The organism is Paenibacillus terricola (genome assembly GCF_014779765.1).
Taxonomy (GTDB): domain Bacteria; phylum Bacillota; class Bacilli; order Paenibacillales; family Paenibacillaceae; genus Paenibacillus_T; species Paenibacillus_T terricola.
In genome coordinates this window covers 96,922-118,445 of the sequence record NZ_JACXZA010000010.1, presented here as the reverse complement: position 1 = coordinate 118,445, position 21,524 = coordinate 96,922, and the positions used below count along the sequence as shown (strand labels likewise).

General features: G+C 49.4%; 15 protein-coding genes. 14 read left to right on the top strand and 1 reads right to left on the bottom strand.

Annotation, left to right across the window (positions count from 1 at the left end):
- Positions 1–434 precede the first annotated feature (434 nt).
- The 11 genes from H8B09_RS28315 to H8B09_RS28265 all read left to right on the top strand — a co-directional run bounded on the left by H8B09_RS28315 (position 435) and on the right by H8B09_RS28265 (position 15,273).
- Positions 435–1,895, top strand: a complete 1,461-nt coding sequence (locus tag H8B09_RS28315; RefSeq protein ID WP_191206942.1) for an ABC transporter substrate-binding protein — start codon at positions 435–437, stop codon at positions 1,893–1,895.
- Between the two features lie 239 nt (positions 1,896–2,134).
- Positions 2,135–5,161 carry an extracellular solute-binding protein gene (locus H8B09_RS31145; RefSeq protein ID WP_191206941.1) on the top strand — a complete coding sequence of 1,009 codons (3,027 nt, stop codon included), beginning with the start codon at positions 2,135–2,137 and terminating at the stop codon, positions 5,159–5,161.
- Positions 5,158–6,117, top strand: coding sequence for a carbohydrate ABC transporter permease (locus H8B09_RS28305; RefSeq protein WP_191206940.1), 960 nt, complete (start codon positions 5,158–5,160; stop codon positions 6,115–6,117). Before H8B09_RS31145 ends, H8B09_RS28305 begins: the two co-directional genes overlap by 4 nt.
- 7 nt (positions 6,118–6,124) lie before the next feature.
- Complete coding sequence (locus H8B09_RS28300; RefSeq protein ID WP_191206939.1) at positions 6,125–6,988, top strand: carbohydrate ABC transporter permease; 864 nt, start codon at positions 6,125–6,127, stop codon at positions 6,986–6,988.
- Between the two features lie 12 nt (positions 6,989–7,000).
- Positions 7,001–8,476: a hypothetical protein gene (locus H8B09_RS28295; protein WP_191206938.1), complete on the top strand. Its 1,476-nt coding sequence runs from the start codon at positions 7,001–7,003 to the stop codon at positions 8,474–8,476.
- The gene (locus tag H8B09_RS28290; RefSeq protein ID WP_191206937.1) at positions 8,473–9,090 is read left to right on the top strand and encodes a Yip1 family protein; all 618 of its coding nucleotides are present in this window, start codon (positions 8,473–8,475) and stop codon (positions 9,088–9,090) included. The genes H8B09_RS28295 and H8B09_RS28290 overlap by 4 nt, the downstream gene beginning before the upstream one ends.
- A gap of 11 nt (positions 9,091–9,101) precedes the next feature.
- Complete coding sequence (locus tag H8B09_RS28285; RefSeq protein ID WP_191206936.1) at positions 9,102–11,450, top strand: DUF5696 domain-containing protein; 2,349 nt, start codon at positions 9,102–9,104, stop codon at positions 11,448–11,450.
- A 2-nt stretch (positions 11,451–11,452) separates the two neighbouring features.
- Complete coding sequence (locus H8B09_RS31140; RefSeq protein WP_191206935.1) at positions 11,453–12,334, top strand: carbohydrate ABC transporter permease; 882 nt, start codon at positions 11,453–11,455, stop codon at positions 12,332–12,334.
- Positions 12,335–12,340: 6 nt separating this feature from the next.
- Positions 12,341–13,321, top strand: coding sequence for a carbohydrate ABC transporter permease (locus H8B09_RS28275; protein WP_191206934.1), 981 nt, complete (start codon positions 12,341–12,343; stop codon positions 13,319–13,321).
- Positions 13,322–13,442: 121 nt separating this feature from the next.
- Positions 13,443–14,861 (top strand): PDZ domain-containing protein, encoded by a 1,419-nt coding sequence (locus H8B09_RS28270; protein WP_191206933.1) that lies wholly within the window; start codon positions 13,443–13,445, stop codon positions 14,859–14,861.
- 160 nt (positions 14,862–15,021) lie between these two features.
- Positions 15,022–15,273 (top strand): peptidoglycan-binding domain-containing protein, encoded by a 252-nt coding sequence (locus H8B09_RS28265; protein ID WP_191206932.1) that lies wholly within the window; start codon positions 15,022–15,024, stop codon positions 15,271–15,273.
- A gap of 77 nt (positions 15,274–15,350) precedes the next feature.
- On the opposite strand, the gene H8B09_RS28260 is transcribed toward H8B09_RS28265, so the two are convergent.
- Positions 15,351–16,259: an ArsR/SmtB family transcription factor gene (locus H8B09_RS28260; protein WP_191206931.1), complete on the bottom strand. Its 909-nt coding sequence runs from the start codon at positions 16,257–16,259 to the stop codon at positions 15,351–15,353.
- A 284-nt stretch (positions 16,260–16,543) separates the two neighbouring features.
- Here H8B09_RS28260 and H8B09_RS28255 point away from each other — a divergent pair, with 284 nt between their 5' ends.
- From H8B09_RS28255 to H8B09_RS28245, 3 genes are all read left to right on the top strand, one after another.
- On the top strand, positions 16,544–19,099 hold the full coding sequence (locus H8B09_RS28255) for an alpha-L-arabinofuranosidase family protein (RefSeq protein ID WP_191206930.1): 2,556 nt from the start codon (positions 16,544–16,546) through the stop codon (positions 19,097–19,099).
- A 298-nt stretch (positions 19,100–19,397) separates the two neighbouring features.
- Complete coding sequence (locus H8B09_RS28250; RefSeq protein ID WP_191206929.1) at positions 19,398–20,390, top strand: lantibiotic dehydratase C-terminal domain-containing protein; 993 nt, start codon at positions 19,398–19,400, stop codon at positions 20,388–20,390.
- A 204-nt stretch (positions 20,391–20,594) separates the two neighbouring features.
- Positions 20,595–21,509, top strand: coding sequence for a polyprenyl synthetase family protein (locus tag H8B09_RS28245; RefSeq protein ID WP_191206928.1), 915 nt, complete (start codon positions 20,595–20,597; stop codon positions 21,507–21,509).
- Positions 21,510–21,524: the final 15 nt, after the last annotated feature.

Here is a 21,524-nt window from a genome sequence, read left to right as displayed (position 1 = left end):
ATGGGCATTGGAGCGGATTCTTTCTCTAGTTTATATAAATGTGAAATAGGGAGCTAGGTGTCCATGTTTCACATTGAAGTTAACTCCGTCATAAATATATAAATTAATTTTTCGATTTTCGCTATTTAGGTACTTGAAAACGCACTCATACGTGGTAAAATAAACAATGTAACAAATTAGTTAACAACTTAATATAATTGTTAAACTAAGCTGAGGGGGCGGTACTGACACGGATCAAGTGCTCATATGATGCGAACCACAGGTACGCAAGTATGAACGGCAGCGAAGAGTCATATCGAAACTTACAAGTTGGGTTGCGATTCAATGCTAGGCCACCGATCTGGGTAACTTTAGAATACTTGTTTTGAATGGTAATGTAAACGGTTTCTTTAAGCATTGCTCACTGGGTTGGATAAAAAAAGGAGGGTTCTACAATGAGTAAATGGATGAAATCTTTTGTTCTTGTGTCAGCGGCGGCGCTCGTGCTGTCGGCTTGCTCCAACGGCGGAAGTAAATCGGATGATACGAAGACTGATACGAAGGCAGATACGCAAGCAGCGGATACGACCGGTACGGATACAAAAACGGATGATGCGGCTGCAGATCCTGAAGCGGATGCTGACGTAAAAACGACGGAAGGCAACTCTTCCGACATGACGTTCCCTAAATCTTCGATCGATCCTAACATCTCCGGCGAAGTAACGTTCTGGACGTTCCTCGATAATAAGAAGAACGATGAAGCGCTGACGAAAGCATTTAACGCAGCTTACCCTAACATCAAGCTCAAAACGGTATTCGTACCATTCGACGATCTGCACAACAAACTGCAAACGACATTGGCTGCAGGCAAAGGTGCTCCTGACGTTGCACTCGTAGAACAAGGTCAATTCCCGCGCTACAGCACGGGCGGCGTTCTGACGAACCTCCTCGAACAACCTTTTGATGCAGGTAAATATAAAGATTACGTATCCGAGTACAACTGGAACCGCTGGTCCTCGATCGACGGTACGCAATTGCTCGGCATGCCGTGGGACGTAACGCCAGCGGTTACATACTACCGTTCGGACATCTTCGAAGAACTCGGTCTGCCTTCCGATCCGGACGAACTGGGTGAATACATCCAAGATCCAGATCAGTTCTTCACGCTCGCGCAAACGCTCAAAGCAAACAACAAGTACTCCATGGAATGGCGCGATTCACCCGTTCACTGGCTCGGCGACATGCTTGGCTACTATGACAAAGATCTGAACTGGGTTCGTAACACGGACGAATTCGTTAAGTTCCTCGATATCTCGAAGAAAGTAACGCAATTGAAAATCGCTCCACATGACGGTCTCTACAGCGACAAAGGCAAGCAGCGCGTTAAGAAGGGTGAATCCGTTATGTACGTAGCTGGTACATACGGCGCTCGTGACCTGGCGGCTAACTTCCCTGACCTGAAGGGCAAATGGAAAACGACGAAAGCGCCATGGGGTCTGGAGTGGGGCATGGGCGGTTCGACGTTCGTCATTCCTGCGCAAAGCCAAAACAAAGAAGCAGCATTCGCATTCGCTGAGTGGATCACGACTTCCGAAGCAGCATGGAAAATCGAAGTTGAGCAATCGGTTCAACCGGACTGGAAGAACATCACGTCGCTCGACTGGTACAAAAACCATGTGAATGAGTACCTCGGCGGTCAATCCGACTTCGCATTCTACTCGTCCCTGACGGATTCGATTCCTGTACGCCGTTACACGACGCTTGACGGTCTTGCATGGCCGCTGTGGGTTGGCGAAGTTCTTAACGCAATCGACAAAAACGTTGACTCCAAAACGGCGATTGCAAAAGCGCAAGAGAACATCGAGAAGAAACTTAAGCCAGAGAAAGACAAGCTGCTGAAACAGCTGCAAGGCTAATTCATTGGTTTAACTCCGAATCATCCTGCTTCTTGGGATGATTCGGTTGTTTTTGCCACATTGGAAAGCTCTCATTTCCGGGATGCTGATGAAATGAGCTTTCCAATATGGCGATAAAAACGACAATAAAAGTGGTCGCTCATCCTTGGGTGACTACGTTAAGTATTTTTTTATCGTATACGATGCGCCGAATCAGAAGGTTAATCGCAAGAGTTCATTTGGCAAGGGGGTGCTCCTTGGTGTTTCGTTGGCTGAAAAGGTTTAAGGTAACGATCGTTGTCGTAATTGCACTGATCGGATTTTTCATTTGGTGGAACGGTACGAGAGGTTATGATGATCAAGCGCTTGCAGGCTTGCCGGATTTGAGCGGCGTCGATGAAAGTTCGGTGCTGGAAGACGGGGGCAGCAAGTTGGAGGCATCGTATCAAGATTACTACGATGATCTCGTCAAGCAAGACGTTAAGGATGCAGAAGATTTCTCGCTGGCGTTGAATGGTGCTGATTACTCGGCAATTAGCAACGAAGGTGCAAAGAAGCTGGATCAATTAGGTGACCGCCAAGGTAATGTTGTGGCGCTTGAAGATGAAGAAAGCTGGGTTGAATATACGTTTGATGTTCCAGCGGAAGGTTTCTATCAAATGTCGATGGATTACTACGCAATGGAAGGCAAACGTTCTTCAATCGTAAGAAGCGTACAGGTGGACGGCAGTTATCCGTTCTATCAATCCAAGAAGCTTGAGTTTCAACGTATGTGGCAAGAAACCGGGGAAACCTGGAAGGACAATCAAGGCAACGAATTCAACCCTCGAAGGGAAGAGGTTTTCGGTTGGCAGAACCGTGCATTCAAAGATTCGGAAGGCAAGTCGTATGATCCGTTTCGTTATTACTTGACGAAAGGCAAACATACGATTCGGATCGGCAACATTCGTGAGCCCGGTGCCATCGGAGCCGTTTACATATTTGCTCCTGAGCATCTTCCCACATATGCAGATGTTCAGAAGCAATATGCTGAACAAGGCTATAAGCCAGTCAGCAACATTTTGATCAAAGTGCAGGCAGAAGAAGCGACGCTTCGTTCGGACCCAACGCTCAAACGGATTGAAGACCGCGAGCCGGATACGGAGCCTTTCAATAAGGATGCAATTGCACTTAATGCGTTCGGCGGAGCAAGCTGGCGTACGGGCGGTCAATGGGCGCAGTGGGATGTCGAAGTGCCTGAGAGCGGCCTATACGAGATTGGTGCCCGCTATGGACAATGGTTCTTGAATGGTATTCCCGTTCAGCGTTCGATTACGATCGACGGCAAGTTCCCATTCAAAGAAATGAATGAAATGACGTTCCCGTACAAATCGGAATGGCAAATCTCCAAGTTCGGCGCGAAGGATGACAGCGATCCTTATCTGTTCTACCTCGAGAAGGGCAAGCACACGATCCGCATGGAAGTGCAGGTCGGAGCGCTTGGACCGCTGCTCGAGACGGTAACGAATACGATTCGCAAAATGTCTCTTATCGGTCGTGAGGTTATCCAAGTAACGGGTACGAACCCTGACGTTAACGGCGACTGGACGCTGGAGCGCAACATTGTAAACCTGGTACCTCGTTTGCAATTGATGGCGAAGCATTTTGACGACGTTATTCAAGGCTTGTATGCGCTTGGCGTAAACCAAGGCAGCTCCGAAGTTAGTACGCTGTACGAGGCTCGCGATGTGCTGCTCAGTATGGCTAACGATACGAAGTCGATACCAGCGCGTATGAATCAGTTTACGGACTTGCAGTCGTCGCTGGGTACGTGGGTGAGCGGATTGACGAAGCAGAGCATGGTGCTCGACTATCTCATCGTCAAATCGCCGGAGCAGAAGTGGCCGCGTCCAGCGGCGGGCTGGCTTACACGTACGGGAACGATGGCTTACGACTTCTTCACATCGTTCACGAAGGACTACAGCAACGTAGGCAACTCGTACAAAGGCGAGAAAGTGCTTGAAGTATGGATCGCCCGCGGTCGCGATTGGGTCGACATTATTAAACAGATGATCGATGAAGATTTCACGCCTAGCACAGGCATTAAGGTTAACGTGAACGTTATTCCGGCGAACAACTCGCAGGTGCTCCTGCTTGCGAATACGTCCGGCATCGCACCTGACGTAGCGCTTGGCGTCGATGCGGAAGTGCCAATCGATTATGCCGTTCGTAATGGTCTCGTTAACTTGAAAGATTTCTCGGATTATGACGATGTCGCGGCTCGTTTCCGTCCAGGAGCATTGATTCCATATCAGTACAATGGCGGCAGCTTCGCTCTTCCGGAGAATCAGAACTTCAACATGTTGTTCTACCGCAAAGATATTATGGAGCAGCTCGGCTATTCAGAAAAGGACATCCCAGATACATGGGAAGAAGTTATGAACATGATCCCTGTTCTGCAGCAGAACGGCATGGACTTCTATTATCCGCACTCGCCGAATAACCCGGCGCTGGCGATCAACGAGTTCGCGCCATTCCTGTTCCAACAGAACGGTGAGTTCTATAAGGACAACGGTAAGAAATCGAACCTGGACAGCCCAGAAGCGCTCAATGCATTCAAGATGTGGACGGGATTGTTCACGAACTACAAGATCCAGAAGCAAGCTGACTTCTACAATCGCTTCCGTTCTGGCGAAATGCCAATCGGGGTTGCGGATTACTCGACTTACGTCCTGTTGTCGACAGCGGCTCCAGAGCTGACTGGCTGGTGGGGAATGAAGCCGATGCCAGGCATTAAGCAAGCGGATGGGCAAATCAACCGTTCGACTGGCGGTCTGGCACAGACGGGCATCATTTTCAAGAGCACGGATATGAAAGATCAATCGTGGGACTTCCTCAAATGGTGGACGAGTGCAGACACGCAAGAGAGATTCGGCTCAGAGCTCGAATCGCTGCTCGGCGTAGAAGCTCGTTGGAATACAGCGAACATCGAGGCGCTCAAAGAAATGCCTTGGTCGACTTCAGACATCAATGCCATCATGGAGCAATGGAACTGGTTCAAAGAACGCGAGGTCGTTATCGGCGGCTACTACACGACTCGTCACATTGCAAACATCTGGAACGAGGTTGTTCTGAACGGTAAGATTACGCGCGAAGCAGTGGAAGAGGGCGTTCGCTCGATCAACAAAGAGCTGCGTAAGAAACGCGAGGAGTTCGGGTTGGACGAAACCAAAGATTCGTCCAGCTCGGCAACGAGCGCAGCTAGTGTCACTGCAATGGATCAAGGGAAAGGAGGCGACAAACCATGACAACGCAATCATCGCCTGCTCTGAACGAGCAGACTAAGGTCAGCCTTCGCAAGCCTGGCAAATTGGCCGTTCTATGGAGCGACTTGAAGAGAGACCGCATTTCATGGATGTTTCTTGCGCCTTTCTTAATTTTATTCTTTGTCTTTACGGTTCTGCCCGTATTGACTTCGATCGGCATGAGCTTTACGTATTACAACATGATGGAACCGGCTAAGTTCATCGGCTTGTCCAACTACAAGCTGCTGTTCGTAGACGACGACATCTTCTTGAAAGCCGTCGGCATTACGCTGAAGTTCGCTTTCATTACAGGCCCGGTAGGCTATGCCATGTCTTTCATTCTGGCATGGCTGATCAGCCAAATTCCGATCAAATACCGGTTCTTCTATACGCTTTGCTTCTATACGCCGTCTATTACAAGTGCGACTGCAATGGCCGTTGTGTGGCTGTATTTGTTCGCAGGCGACCGCAAAGGTTTGCTGAACTACTATGCAATGAAGCTTGGCATTATCGACGAACCTTATCTTTTCCTGCAAAATATTCATTCCATCGTGCCTGTTATTATCATCGTATCGCTCTGGATGTCGATGGGCGTAGGCTTCCTAGCGTTCCTCGCCGGCCTGCAGAACGTGCCAAAAGATCTGTATGAAGCAGGATCGATCGACGGTATTCGTTTCCGGTGGCAGCAGCTCTTCTACATTACGATTCCAGCCGTTAAGCCGCAGTTGCTGTTCGGTGCCGTACTGCAGATCGTTAGCTCGCTGACTGTCTTCGACGTCAGTCTGCAGCTCGTAGGCTTGCCGTCTCCGCTGTACGCAGGCCATACAATCATGACCCATATGTACGATTATGCGTTCATTAAGTTCGAGATGGGCTATGCAGCAGCGATTGCAGTCGTCTTGTTCGCCATGATGATCGGTATCAATCGTCTCATATTCAAATGGCTAGGAAAGGACTGATACCACGATGACTGGCACTGTGAAAGGCAGAAGAATCGATTGGGGCGGCATCGTGCTGTATCTGTTTCTTACGGCACTCGGCGTACTGATGCTATTGCCTCTGATTTATATGATTTCCAACGCGTTCAAGCCGACGAGCGAGCTGTTCTTATTCCCGCCGCGCTTCTTCGTGAAAAACCCGACATTGATGAACTTCCGGGATTTGCTGCTCATTACGGGGACGACGTCCGTACCGTTCTCCCGTTACATCTTTAATAGTATTTTTGTCAGCGGCTGTATCGTCGTCTTCGGCGTCATTATTTCCGCGATGGCAGCTTATCCGCTGGCTAAACACAAAATGCGTTTCGGCAGCTTTATTTTTAACATGATTGTCCTTGCGCTCATGTTCTCGCCGCTGGTTGTGCAAATTCCACAATATTTGCTCATCAGTAAGCTGCACCTGATCAATACGTATTGGGCACTCATCCTGCCGTTCGTGGCAGCGCCTACCGGGATGTTCCTGATGACGCAGTTCCTGCGTCAATTGCCGGACGCGTTGCTGGAAGCAGCGCGGATGGACGGTGCATCCGAGTGGAGAGTATTCTGGGCAGTCGTTATGCCGATGCTGAAGCCTGCTATTTCGACTTTCGCACTGCTGAGCTTCATCGCGGCATGGAATGATCCGCATCCGGCTCAGGTATACACGACTGACGATGATATGAAGACGCTGCCGTTCGCAGTGCTTACGCTTAGTGGCGGTGTTGGTGTGATCGCCCGAGTCGGTACGCTCGGCGCAGCGAGCTTGTTAATGATTATCCCGACGATTGTTGTCTTCGTTGTAACGCAGCGAATGGTGCTTCAGACGATGGCACACTCGGGTCTGAAAGAGTAGGAGGGGCGCAGAATGAGAGTCATGAAAAGAGTAATGGCCGCTGCAGTGGCATTTGCCCTCCTATTCACGTTCATCCCGGGCGAATCGTCTGCTGCAACGCCTTACCAAGGTTATATATGGAGCACAAAAGGTAGAGATGTTGCCTCCATTAATGGCTACATGTACAAACAATCGATCGATGGTTTCGGTATGCCGTCCGGTGCATTCAATGCACCGGAGGACGTATTCATCGCGGATGACAAATCCGTATACGTCGTCGATACAGGCAACAGCCGCATCGTCCAATTGGATTCTTCGCTGCAGTACGTTCGTACGATCGGCGATTCGGAAGGCGACGGGGTACTGTCTGAACCTAAAGGCGTGTATGTAACGCCAGACGGTACGATATATGTAGCGGATACGAAGAATGGCCGCATCGTATTGTTCGATAAGAACGGTAAGTATCTGAAACAGTTCGGCAAGCCTGACAGCCCGCTGATTGGCGATACGTTCTCGTATTCGCCATCGAAGCTGCTGGTCGATAAGCGCGGTTACATGTTCGTCGTATCTGACGGCAACACGCAGGGCTTGCTCCAGATCGATAAGAAGGGCGCGTTCAAAGGCTTCTATGGTGCGAACCATATCGGCTTCAGCTGGGGACGCCTGCTGCGCAACATGTTCGCAACGGATGCGCAGAAGTCGCAAATGGCGACGATCAAACCACTTGAGTTCTCTAACGCCGTACTCGATAATGAAGGATTCATCTTCACGACGACGCTTGGGACGGAAACGACCCAAATTAAACGTCTCTCGCCAGTTGGTGTCGATACGATCGGCGGCAATCGCCAGTTTGGCGACCGCTGGAGCAATGGTCCGTTCATGGTCTCCTCGTTCATCGACGTAGCGGTTGACTCGAATGGTATTTTTACAGGTCTCGACCTTCAGACGGGTAAGGTGTTCCAGTACGATAAGCTCGGCAATATGCTGTTCGCTTTCGGCGGCATAGGTGAGCAGAATGGTCTGTTCGTTACACCATCCGCGCTCGCGGAGTCATCGGACGGAACCATCTTCGTTGCCGACAAAGGACGTAACCGTATTGATCTATTCCGCACGACGCCGTTTGCGCTGCTCGTACAGAAAGCTGCTGCTCTTTATGTAGACGGCCGCTATGATGAAGCAGAAAGTCTGTGGAATGAAGTGCTTCGCGAGAACGCGAACTATGAGCTCGCTTACTTGGCCATCGGCAAATCCCTGTACAAAGCGGAACGTTACAAGGAAGCGATGAGCTACTTTAAGCTTGCTAACTCCAGGGGCGATTATTCCGTAGCATTCAAAGAATACCGTAAGGAATATATGCGCGATCACTTCTTCTCCATCTGTCTCATTCTTGTAGGTGCGATTATACTGCTGCGCTACTTGATTCCTTGGGTTTGGAGACTGGTTGCACGCCGTATTCGCACGAAACGTCCTAATCACGGCGCTCAGCAAGGAGGAGGAATCCCGCAATGATTCAAACCTTTCAACTGATGAAGCAAGTACTGACTCATCCGTTTAACTTCTACAACGATATTCAGGAGCCGAAGCGAATTCGGTGGATGGATGCGGTCATCGTTATGTTGCTTGCTTTTATTGCCAAAATGGTCTCCATCGTCGTAACGGGCTATGCGTTCCAGACAAGAGAAGCGTACGAGGTTTCGTACTTGCAGGAATTCGTATGGTTGGTTGTTCCTTGGCTGACTTGGAGCGTTGCGAACTGGGGCGTTAGCGCCATTCTCGATGGCGAAGGCAAGTTCAAGGAAGTATTCGTAGGAAGCGCATTTGCGCTTGTGCCTTATGTCGTGATGATCATACCGGTAACATTGTTGACCAACCTGCTGGCGCTTGATGAGAATTCGATCTATTCGTTCCTCGTTAATGTGGCCATTTATTGGTCCGCTTGGCTGCTGCTTATCAAAGTAAAAGTACTGCATGACTTTGAGCCATGGAAAGTGATTTGGATTACGATTCTGAGCATCATCGGCATCGCAATCATTTGGTTTATCGGCATTCTGCTGTTCGGCCTGATGAATCAGTTAATCAACTTTATCTCAGAGCTTGTGCAAGAATTGAATTTCCGAAGGTAGGAGGAGCGAGGATGTTCAAACAACGTAAATGGCTGATCGCCGCGGCGATGTTGATCATCGTCGGCGGTCTGTATCCTTACCTCGGGCTAGCGGAAGGCGAGTCGCAAGGTGAAGAGACGGAGGCTGCAGCGGTCGTTGACACAGCAGACAGTGGGGCGGTTGATGCAGTTGCAGCAAACACCGATTCTGCTTCGGAGCCTGTCGTTATCGATACGGAAGCTGCAGATACAGAGGATGTAGTCGCTGCCGTACCGCTGACACCAATTACAGCAATGACGAAAGTGTCGGAGAATGATAAGTACGAGCTGTACATCGATGAGAAAACAGGTAACGTTCGCGTCGTAGAGAAAGCGACCCAGCAGCAATGGCTCGGATCACCGCAGGTGCCGAAGACGACGATGCCGAACAATAAGAAATTTATGGATTCCCCGGCTCACGTGAAATACACGATGGGCGCGGATACCACATCGACGTATACGCTGAAGGATAAAGAAAATAAATTCAAGATCGAGAAGACGGATTACGGCGCGAAAGTATCGTTCCATTTGAAGGAAGAGATCAGCTTCGCGCTTGAGTATCGTCTGACGGAGAATGGTCTTGAAGTGACGATTCCTAATGATTCGATCAAAGAAGAAGGTCAAGCGAGACTGCTCAGCATTGAGCCGCTTCCATTCTGGAACGCTGCATCAGGCGATGAACAAGGCGCGCTGTTTATTCCGGACGGTTCAGGCGCACTGATTACTTATAAGAAGGAGCATCCACAATTCTTCGCTGGTTATTCCGAAATGATCTATGGCGACGATGACGCATATGTAGCGCCTTCTCATACTGACATGGAGGCTGACTACGAGCGTGCGCTGCCTTTCAAAGAGAAAATCGCGCTGCCGGTATTCGGCAACTACCGCAATGGCGTAGGCTCTCTTGGCATCGTAACGGAAGGTCAATATGATGCGAAGATCAATGCAACGCCATCCGGTATCCGTGCGATCCCGATGTATCGGACCTCGACGGAGTTCATTTACCGGAAGCAGGACGTTATTTTTATCGGTACATCGGGTCAGATTCCGTTCTTCCAAGGTGAAAGAATTCCAGGCGATCGCAAAGTTCGCTTCGTGACATTGGAAGGTCAAGATGCGAATTATGTCGGCCTCGCGAAGGCTTACCGCAACTACTTGACGACGGAACAGAATGTTCAACCTGTTGAGCAAAGCGGATACCCGCTCAGCATCAAGCTGTACGGCGGTCTCATTCGTGACGATATTCTTGGATCGACCTTCATCAAAATGACGACGTTTGAGCAAGCGAAATCCATTATCGACGCATATGCGGCGAAAGGGATGACGAATCTCGAATTGACGTTTGAGGGCTGGTCCGATGAGGGCATGTATGGCGATCAACCGGATCATTTCCCAGTCGAGAAGAAGCTTGGCGGTTCCAAGGAGCTCAAAGAGCTTGCGGCCTATGCGAAGCAGAAAGGCATTAAATTATATTTGGAAGCGAACTACGCACGTGCTTATTCCGAGAGCGACGGCATGAGCAAGAGCAAGGACGCCATTCGCGGTATGGATAAGCAAGTGAAAGAAGATCCGAACTACTTCATCTCGGAACGCTGGAATAAAGACTTCGAGATGTTCTACCTGATGAAGCCGGAACGCGTCGTTGACAAGCACGTCATGAAAGAGCTGGACGATTACGCAAGCCTCGGCATTGATGGTGTGCAGCTATCCTATTGGGGCGATAATCTGTACTCTGACCTTGACCCGCGGACTATCACACAACGTGAGCAGACGGCAAGCACATGGGTTAGCGCGATCGATGCCATTCGTGGCAAAGTCGGCGCAACTGGCGTTGATTATGGATTCGCGTATACGCTTGGTCATGTGAATAAGATCAATAACGCACCGCTCGATTCAAGCCATTTCATCTATCTGGATGAGACGGTTCCGTTCTATCAAATTGCAATACACGGGTTAATTCCATATACGTCTTCGCCGATCAACCTGCGTGATGATGCTCAAGTCGAAAAGCTTCGCGCGTTGGAATATGGTGCACTTCCTAGTCTGGAGCTTACGTATGAGAAAACAAGCAAGCTTCAGCGGACATTGGAAACACGCCTGTTCAGCTCGCAATATACATCGTGGATCGACAACGCATCGTCGGAATATGCGGCAACGGCTTCATACTATGAGAGTATCGCTAACAAGGCGATTACGAATCATGAGAAGCTCTCGGAAGATGTGTTCCGTACAATCTATGATGGCGGCACTCAAATCATCGTTAACTATGGCAATGCAGACGCTATCGTGGGCGGAGTGACTGTACCAGCGCTTGGTTACACGGTACGGAATGGAGGTCAATAACCGTGAAAAACAAACTCGGACTCTCGATGAGAGGGCGTCATATTCTAGAAGGTTATTCCTTCATTTCGCTTTGGATTGCCGGTTTCTTATTGTTCATGGCCTATCCCCTTGGACGTTCGTTGTACTTCTCCTTTAACAATATGGAGAACAGTAAGAACGGCCTGCAAGCGACTTATGTCGGCATGCTGAACTATCGAACAGCATTCTCAACGGATATCGACTTCCTGCCGCTTCTGAAGACGACGATGACGACGATGCTGACGCAAGTGCCGCTCATTCTGATTTTCGCTATGTTCAGCGCACTGCTGCTTAATGGCAAAATCAAAGGCCGGACGATTTTCCGGGGGATCTTCTTCCTCCCGGTTATCATCGCCTCTGGTGCAGTATTGAAGGAGCTGCTGCAGCAAGGCGCTGCTCAGCTTCCGATCTTCTCGCAAGGCGATCTAGAGGAGAAGTTGAGCGGTTTGATTCCAGGGAACGTGCTGGAACAGCTGCTCGACTACGCAGACTCGCTTACGCTTGTCATGTGGGACTCGGGTGTGCAAATTCTGATCTTTATCGCAGGTTTGCAGACGATCTCGCCGCAGTTGTATGAAGCTGCGAAGATGGACGGCGCTACGAAGTGGGAAAGCTTCTGGAAAATCACGTTCCCGATGATAACTCCAATGTTGTTCGTCAATACGCTATACAGTATCGTAAACATGTTTACGAAGGCTGATAACAAAGTCATGGATTATATCGTCACTCAGCAAGTGTTCCAGAAGAATAACTTCGGGTACGCGTCGGCACTCGGATGGATTTACTTCTGCTTGATCGCACTTGTACTAGCAATCGTATTTGTTATTTTCCGCAGAAGCTTGTCTGCTACAGAAGGAAGGGGGTAAGAAGCGATGACAACAATGAAAATGCGCAGCCTGTCGGAAATTTCGATCAAGTCGAATGCAGTTTTGAAGCATACTGCCGCTAAGCGAGCACGGAACATTATCGGCATGGCGTTCTATTACTTCGTATTGCTTAGTCTGTCATTCGTCTTTGTTTACCCTCTGCTTTATATTATTTCGAAGTCGCTGATGCGGCCAGAAGACGTAGCGGATGCAACGATTCGTTGGATTCCGAAGATGTTTAGCTTAGGTAACTACAAGGTGGCAGCCGAATATCTCAACTACTGGCCGTCGTTGCTGAACAGCGTCATCATCTCGTTCGGCAGTGCGGCGCTCCAGATCATTAGCTGCTCGCTTATCGGTTATGGCTTCGCACGCTATCGGTTTCCGGGTCAAACGTTCTGGTTGGCGATGGTTGTCTTCACATTCCTAGTACCACCGCAGACGTTTGTCGTACCCCTGTTCTCGTTCTTCCTTGACTTGAATTGGGTGAATACGCACTTGCCATTCGTTGTACCAGCAGTTATGGGTCATGGCTTAAAAGGTGCATTGTTCGTGCTGATCTTCATTCAGTTCTATCGTCAGCTGCCGAATGTACTGGAAGAAGCGGCACGGATTGACGGTGCAGGCGCGTTCCGTACGTACTGGGGAATCATGCTGCCGCTGGCTAAGCCAGCTATGCTCGTTGTCTTCCTCTTCTCGGTAGTATGGCATTGGAACGATACGTTTGAGCCCAACTTATATTTGCTCGTACCGGAGTACTTCAACTTGTCGCAGAGCATGGCGTTCTTCAACGGCATTGCGGACGTAAGTTCGATGCAAGCCGCATCTTCCACAGGTGCTTCAAGCGCAATCGGTCAAGCGCCAACGCTGCAGAATCAGATTATGGCGGGCGTTATGCTTACGATTCTGCCGATCCTTCTTCTGTACCTCTTCACGCAGCGTTACTTCGTTGAGAGTGTGGAACGTACAGGTATCGCAGGCGAGTAATAAGAGGAACTACTTTAATTTTAATACGATTCAACCAAGCGCTCTTGAGCTTCGATATACGAAGTTCGAGGGCGCTTTTTCCTTTTGATTGGGAATGTTATAATTTGGACGTGCCACGATTATGAACATTACCATGGGAAGGGCTGAGGCTGGAGACATGCAGCGAACATCGAAGGTATTATACGTAGTTGGCCTGATCCTGTGCTTCATCACAATAATAGCCGCTGAGTTAATCTGGATCCCGGATCCGATGCGCTGGCCGGGCGGGAAGACCTGGCTGGAGATGATTGATCTTCTTCTATATGAGCCTTCCATTATTGCTTTGTGCTGGGCTATCGGGGCAGTCATTAGTTTACCGGTGTCTCATTCGATTAGCCGCATTGTTGTTCGAGTGCTTATTATTCTAGACGGCGCATTGACCTGCTGGTTCTCATGGACGGCTCCACGCAGCATCGTCGAATGGGTGGGATTGCTTGGCGTTGGTTGGTTACTCGTCATGATCGATTTAGCTGCATCTGAGCGCGCTTACCGACGACGAAACCGGATGCGGCGTACACCGACTCGAAGTATATCTGCTATTGTCGTTCAGGTTCTGCTGCTTGCTATATTCATAACACCGATTCGATACAATGTTACGTATCCGGGTTTAACGATGGATATGAATCATTATGCGAAGGTTGAGGGTGGTACCTCACACAGCAAGCTGACAGGCGTACTCGTTTTTGATCGCCGAGCGGTGGCGCTCGATTGGGTACTTTCTCATTGGTTATCGACCTATGAGCTTAGTCCGATTCCGCCGAATCAGCCGCCTCTGCGGGAAGCGTATGCTGAAGTTGTGGCGATGAAGTCTGAAGCGGAGACTACAGCTGCTGCGGTTGCCCTTCAGAAGCTGGGAATTGGTAAAGGAGCGGTTGCGGAGGGCGTAATGATTACCGCGATATCGAAGAATGCGCCAGCAGAAGGCACGTTGAAGGCCGGTGATCGAATCGTTCGAGTAGCGGGTAAGGAAACGAGCGATGTTGTTATTTTGTCACAGGTAATGGCGGATATTAAGGCTGGCAGCAGTGTGCAGGTAACTTATGTGCGCGGCAGCGATACACAGACGGCACTCGTGCAAACCGGCGAAGCGGAAGATGCAGACACTGGCAGTAAAAGGGCTGTGTTCGGTATTTCGGTACAAACCGCCTATCAATATGATATTCCCCGCACTGTTGATTACGAGCGCCCTTATGCGCATATTGGCGGTCCATCGCACGGCGCCATGCTTACGCTAACGATTATAGATCAGCTGTCTCCTGAAGGCGTAACACACGGCTGGCGTGTAGCGGGAACCGGTACGATCGAGCCGGATGGAAGCGTAGGTCCCGTTGGCGGGGTGATGCAGAAAGCTTATGCCGTCCATCGCACGGACGCTGAAGTATTCTTCGTTCCGGCTAGCGAAGCAGACGAAGCGAGACGTGGTGCGCCTGCCATGCGAATTGTTCCGGTATCAACGATTGATGATATTCTCAACTGGCTGAGTGAAAATAAGAAGAATTAGATGAAGCTTTCTCGACGGCTGTGAAGCCTGTCGGGAAAGCTTTTTTAGTTAGGTAAATTAGTTATGGTTGGATAATATTACATCGCCTTACGATTAAAGAGGCGGGAGATAGTAAGTGGCGGCAATACAATGAACTAGTTTAAGGATGGTGCCAGATTAAATGAATCAACGTCAATCGGGGAGAACAATGAAACTGGGCAAATATGCAGTAACGATTTTCTTATCAGCTATGCTGATCTTTAGCCTGCCAAGCACGATGCATGCTGTTGGCAAGGGAGCCAAAGGACCCGACGTCTATGTCATTCAAGGGATGTTAAAATCGCTGGGCAGTTACTCAGGGCCGATTGATGGCAAATATTATGTATTATCAGAAGGCGGACAGCAGAAGCAAGAAAGCGGCGACTCGTACTAACGATAGATTGCAGCACAAACACAAACAACGCGGCTCCCATGTCGGGGCCACGTTGTTTGTTGTTAGCACACACTTGACTATGTGCGATAGTAAAGCTTAAAGGCAATGTCTTGATAGTAGTTGCCGAAGCCGGAACCATAGATCGTTAGACCGCCAACATTGACGGCATCCTCTTCCACCGCGAGTCTGAACTTCCACTGCAGGCTGCGAATTGCTATATCGTCAATCGTGACGTCGGATACTTTCAGACCATCGATGAACGTGCCGGCATGCGTAATTTTGATCCGAACGAGCAGGCCATATTGATTAATATGGAGTCCCCACCACTCCGGCGTATAGCGTCCGCGCGTGCCGCCGAAATCGCCGGGGCTTGTCCACATCCCGATCTTAATGTCATTCAAGTAGAACGAAATATCCGAGGGCCAATTGTCGTTCGTGAGCGGCGCTTCCGAAGCCAGTTCCATCGAAATGTCGAGTTCTTCGGGAATTTCGTTATCCATGAGATAGTTCGGCACCTTATACTCGACGAAACCTTGAGAGAACCATAGAATCTTGGCGTCCACGCGTTCCGCATTCAAGAAGTAGCGCGGTTCATCAAAGCTGCCGCCGACAAGTCCCTGCTTCGTCGCAAGGCCGCAGGTCGGTTTGACATCGAAGTCGGTGTAGTGTCCAACCATGACGGAAGAAGAATGCTGATTCATCCGGGCGCTGCCCTTTATCGGGAATGCGATATCGATTCGGTCTGTGCTTAGCGAGCACAGCTTCTGTCCGCCGCCTTTGCCGGGAATCATCTCGATATGAATAATGCCGGCTTTCTCGAGCTTCTTCACGTGCATCGTAATGATCGAGTTGCTAAGGCTGACAGCCGCGGCTAGATCTTTCATAATCATAGGTTGCTGCGTAAGCAGCTCGATGATCTTGATGCGCACAGGACTCGATAAAGCTTCGAATACGGGCAAATTATCTTCGGATATCATGATCTCCATCTTGGGATAAAACCTCATTTACATTAATGTTAATGACTTTATTAAAATGATACATTGAAAACGTTTGTTTGACAAGGAAACAGTTCGCTTCAGGAAGGTTTTTACAGTTACAATTGTGCCCTATGTTTGACAATTCTAAACCATTCCCTTACGATATGAAATGACAATAAAACTATTAACCATTCAACACATGTATTAACTCCAAGTTGGTTTCATATGAAATCGATCAACTAAGCACGAACATTTTCTGGCAAGCACGATTAACTTTCGGGGGGAAGGCTAGAATGGTTGCAAACAATGGGAAATGGCTCAAACTATCGGGTGCAATTGCAACAGTAGCGCTCGGGGCAGGATTGGCCATTTATTATGGCGGATCGGGAGATAACGGGAAGGATGAAGCGGGTCCTGCAGTTCAGACGGATCAGGCTGCGGAGCAGCAAGCAGCGCCAGAGACAGCTATCGATCCGTTCCAGCTTACGATAGATGAGAGTAAGCCTGGCATTGCAATTAGCCCAACGTTGTACGGCGCATTCTTCGAAGATATTAACCATGCAGGCGACGGTGGTCTCTATGCGGAGATGCTGATGAACCGTTCGTTCGAGAATGCATCTTTGTCAGTTGAAAGCTGGAATCTATATACGACTGGCGATGGCGAAGGTAATATCGAGATCACGCAAGATCATTTGCTTAACAAAGCTCAGAAACAGGCGCTTGCAGTGAAGGTCGACAGCACAGCCATCAATGGTTGGGTAGGTGCATCGAATGGTGGCTTCTGGGGTTTATCGGTTACAAAGGGCAAGACCTACAAGGTATCGTTCTACGCAAAGGCAAGCAGTGATTTCAATGGCCAACTGCGAGTCAGCCTAGAAGATGCGGGTCGTACGGTTACATATGCAGAGCAGAAGACGGAAGCTTTGACGAAAGACTGGAAGCTATATACGCTTACCCTGACGCCTGATACGGATGATACAGGTGCTTATTTTGTCATATCGGCTAACACGACTGGTACATTCGTACTTGATGTTGTTTCGATGTTCCCAGAAACATGGAACAATCGAGAGAACGGATTGCGGGTCGATCTCGCGCAGAAGGTTGCAGATATGAAGCCTTCTTTCCTTCGCTTCCCAGGCGGATGCTTCATTGAAGGAGCTACGCAAGCAGACGCCTTTTATTGGAAAGAAACAATTGGACCCGTTGCTGAGCGTGCGGGACATAACAACATTTGGGGCTATCGGACGACTGACGGGCTTGGCTTCCATGAATTCCTGCAATGGTCTGAGGATATGGGGGCAGAGCCGCTATACGTAACGAACGTCGGCATTTCACACGATGGAGACCCGTTCGCGAACTATTCAACGTCTCCGATCGAAGAGCTTGGCACCTGGATTCAAGATGCGCTTGACGCTATCGAATACGCGAATGGTCCAGTAACGAGCAAATGGGGCGCAGTGCGTGCAGCCAATGGCCACCCGGAACCATTCAATCTGAAATATATCGAGGTTGGCAACGAGAACAACTTCCAGATGAGCGAATATGTACAGCGCTATCCGCAGTTCTACAGGGCGATCAAGGAGAAATACCCGGAAATCACCGTTATCTCGAATGCGGATAATGCTGGCGAGAAGGTCGATATGGTCGACGAGCACTATTATTTCGCTCCGCAATGGTTCATGAATCACGCGAACAAGTATGACAGCTATGACCGCAATGGACCGGATATCTATGTAGGTGAATACGCAGTTACAATCGATGCGGGCAATGGCAACATGGCTGCTGCACTCGGTGAAGCGGCATTCATGACGGGTATGGAACGCAATTCGGATATTGTCAAAATGGCTTCGTACGCGCCGCTGTTCGTCAACGTGAACGACCGTAGATGGAACCCGGATGCGATCGTCTTCGACCATGCTACCAGTTATGGAACCCCATCTTACTATGTCCAGATGCTGTTCGGACAGAATAAAGGCGATACGCTCGTACCGGGCGCGCTGACGGGCGGTCCAAAGGCCGAACTAGCGCCTATTAGCGGCGGCGTAGGTGTCGGTTCGTGGGCTACGCAGGTAGAGTATGATGATGTTAAAGTAACATCTGCAGATGGCAGCAAGGTGCTGATGGAGGATTCGTTCGACAAGGATTCTGGTACTTGGCAGACGATGAATGGCGACTGGGCGGTTCAAGACGGCAGTTATGTACAATCATCGGATCAGACGAATGTCCGCGCAACGACAGGCGATGTCGATTGGTCCAACTATACGATGACGATGCGAGCGCGCAAGACCGGTGGAGCGGAAGGCATGCTTATCATGTTCGCGGTGAAGGATAGCGACAACTATTACTGGTGGAATCTCGGCGGCTGGGGCAATACGAAGTCTGCAATCGAGAAAGCGCAGAGCGGCTCAAAAGCTACGATTGGCGAAGAATGGCCGCTGCGGGTCAATGATGGTCAGTGGTACAATATTCGCGTAGAAGTGTCGGGTCGAACGATTCGCTGCTACCTGGACGATCAGCTTATCCATGAAGTGACGGAAGAACCAGATGCAGGTCCGATCTTCCACGTGACAGGAATCGACCGAGAAACAGGCGATACGATTATTAAACTCGTCAACACTTCGGAGAAACAACAGCGGATGCATATTAACGTTGCGGGAACGCAACAACCGATTGCGGAATCTGCTGATGTCATCACGCTTAAAGCAGATTCGCTTGACGCGGAGAATTCACTGATGGAGCCAACGCTGATTGCGCCTGTGACTTCTGTCATTTCGAATGCCGGGGAATCGTTCGATTACGCGCTGGAGCCTTATTCTATCACGGTTATTCGGCTTCATCACAAACAATAATAATAGAGTGATATAACGACCAAGCGCTGTATTCCGTAATTAGGGGATACGGCGCTTGTTTGTTATGCGCAAGATTCTTTTCGACCGTTATTGAATGACGCATAACATTTGTCGTTAGGTAGTAAGGTTGAGCGCAACATAATTGTGGTAATTGCGGTCCCGATATTCGGTTAGAAATGCTATGAAATCTATTATGATAGAAACAGTTAAGTGACGAAAAGCACATTTATTCATTTATTAGAGCAATAAATAAATAGGCTGCTGATTAGGCAGGCAGAGAGAGAAGAGGGATGGAAGAATGACGAACAGCCGATATGACGGCTGGAGAGCGCTGCATCTATTTTGCCGCGGGACCAAGCTTCAGGAACATTTATTGCTAGACAAGTTATTGCTGCTCGTCATGCGCTTGCACGAGAAGGGCGAAGTGCGCAGCTGGTTTTATTCAAGATATTCTGGAGGCGGCGCCCACCTGCGATTGAGGTTGTTCCGCCCGACAGAACTCGCTATGAGACGACTCAGAGCCGCAGGGGAGCGGCTGCTGCTTAGTCTGCCTGATCGTCAGCAGCTTGATGATGAGCTTGAAGATCTGGACGTACTAGACGCTAACCCGTTCATGCTGCGTGAAGCTACCGTCGCTTTAGAGTTCGATAATTCGCGTACCGTTGAGTTTGAATACGAACCGGAATTTGCACGTTACGGTGGCGTTGCGGCAATGCCGATCAGTGAGAGACTGTTCCAACGGTCTAGCGAGACGTCGGCTGTCCTTATCAGCCAGACGCTGGGCAGTCGTTCGCTTCGAATGGTATCGGCCGTAAGTCTTATGATCATTACCGCATCACGCTTTGGCGTATTGAAAGATGAGCTTCCTTCCTTCTTTGCTGCATATGCCGATTATTGGAGCGTCTTCCTGAATGCGAAGGAAGCGAAGGTTCAGTATGACACGCAGGCTGCAGATGAAGCACGTGCTTTGTCAGCGCGTTTGACATCGCAGTCATTGGTTGGTAGTGAACTCCCGCAAGACGATGTCCTTGCCGCTTGGTCGTTGATGGTTGCAGACGCACAAGCTAACCTCGAGGAGCTTGCGAAGGCGGGCATGCTGCATGTCCCTTATTCGGGCCAGCCGGTTGTCCGACAAGAGGACCTGCTTGAAGCGATGCGGTCCATCGCTTGGTCTCACATACATATGATGAATAATCGTCTAGGCATGACGCCTTCTTATGAATATTACTTGGCAAGAGTTGCGCAGCGGTTATGCGAACTATCGAATATGATGGTAGATAAGACTTCTTAATAAGCAGAAGCTGCACTCGTGATCATATAGGTTAGACGAAGCCCTCTTCGGCACATAGGCCGGAGGGGGCTTTTTGTAGTACTACTGCGGTTGCTTGAAATGTGACTTATAGAGGGTTTTGTACGTTTATGGCGAAATAAATGAAGTAACATCGATGAGCGTGTCCCCATGACATTAGATAATAAAGGAGGATAGTCCTTACCAATGTCGATGATGTTACAATCAGCAATGGATCTGATGCGTGAAAGTGCAGCCAGAGCATTCCATGACGAGGAACTGCGATTACTAACGGATCAGTTCATTGTTTATAAGCAGAGTGAGGGAGGCGTGTTCGGAACAATTGCTGCACTTCATTGCAGAATGTTTGGCGGCAATGATCAACAGGCCTCTGCGGCTGCTGCGGCGGTGGAGCTAATGATTCTATCGCTTGATATCTACGATGATCTGCAGGATCAGGACAATGAACAGGTACCCTGGTCGGCAATATCTCCTGCGCTTGCGCTGAATGCAGCGATCGGATTGCAGGCACTCTCTGTTGATGTTCTGATGGAACTTCCCATTGCAATGCATCGTAAAATGGCGGCAGTAAAGGCATTGAATAAAGGCATTCTCAATGCAGTGAATGGTCAGCATGCAGATCTGTTGAACGAAACGATGACAGAGGACGAATGTCTGGCGATGATTGAGAACAAGTCCGGGGCATTAGTTGCTTCAGCATGTTTGGTTGGAGCTGCTCTAATGACGGATGAATATGCAGAACTAATAGAGAGCTATGGCAGAGGGCTTGGTGTCTCAGCGCAAATTAATAATGATGTAGAAGGCATTCAACGTTGGAGTACCCGCAATGATCTCTTAGCTCGCAAGCAGACGCTCCCGATTCAGTTCGTACTGGAGCAGCAATCGGAAGAGGCAGCGACGGTCAGAAGCTATTACGATGGTATGATAACCAGGGACGAACTGCTTACGGATAAACACGGCATTATGGACTATATTCAAAGCTGCGGCTGCATTGAATATGCGCTTATTATAGGAAGGTTGAAGCAGTACGAAGTAATGGGTGCAATTGAACAGCTTCCTGTCGCAGAGGAATGGAAGGAGCAATTACGGAATTTCATATAACCATGTTGACATGAT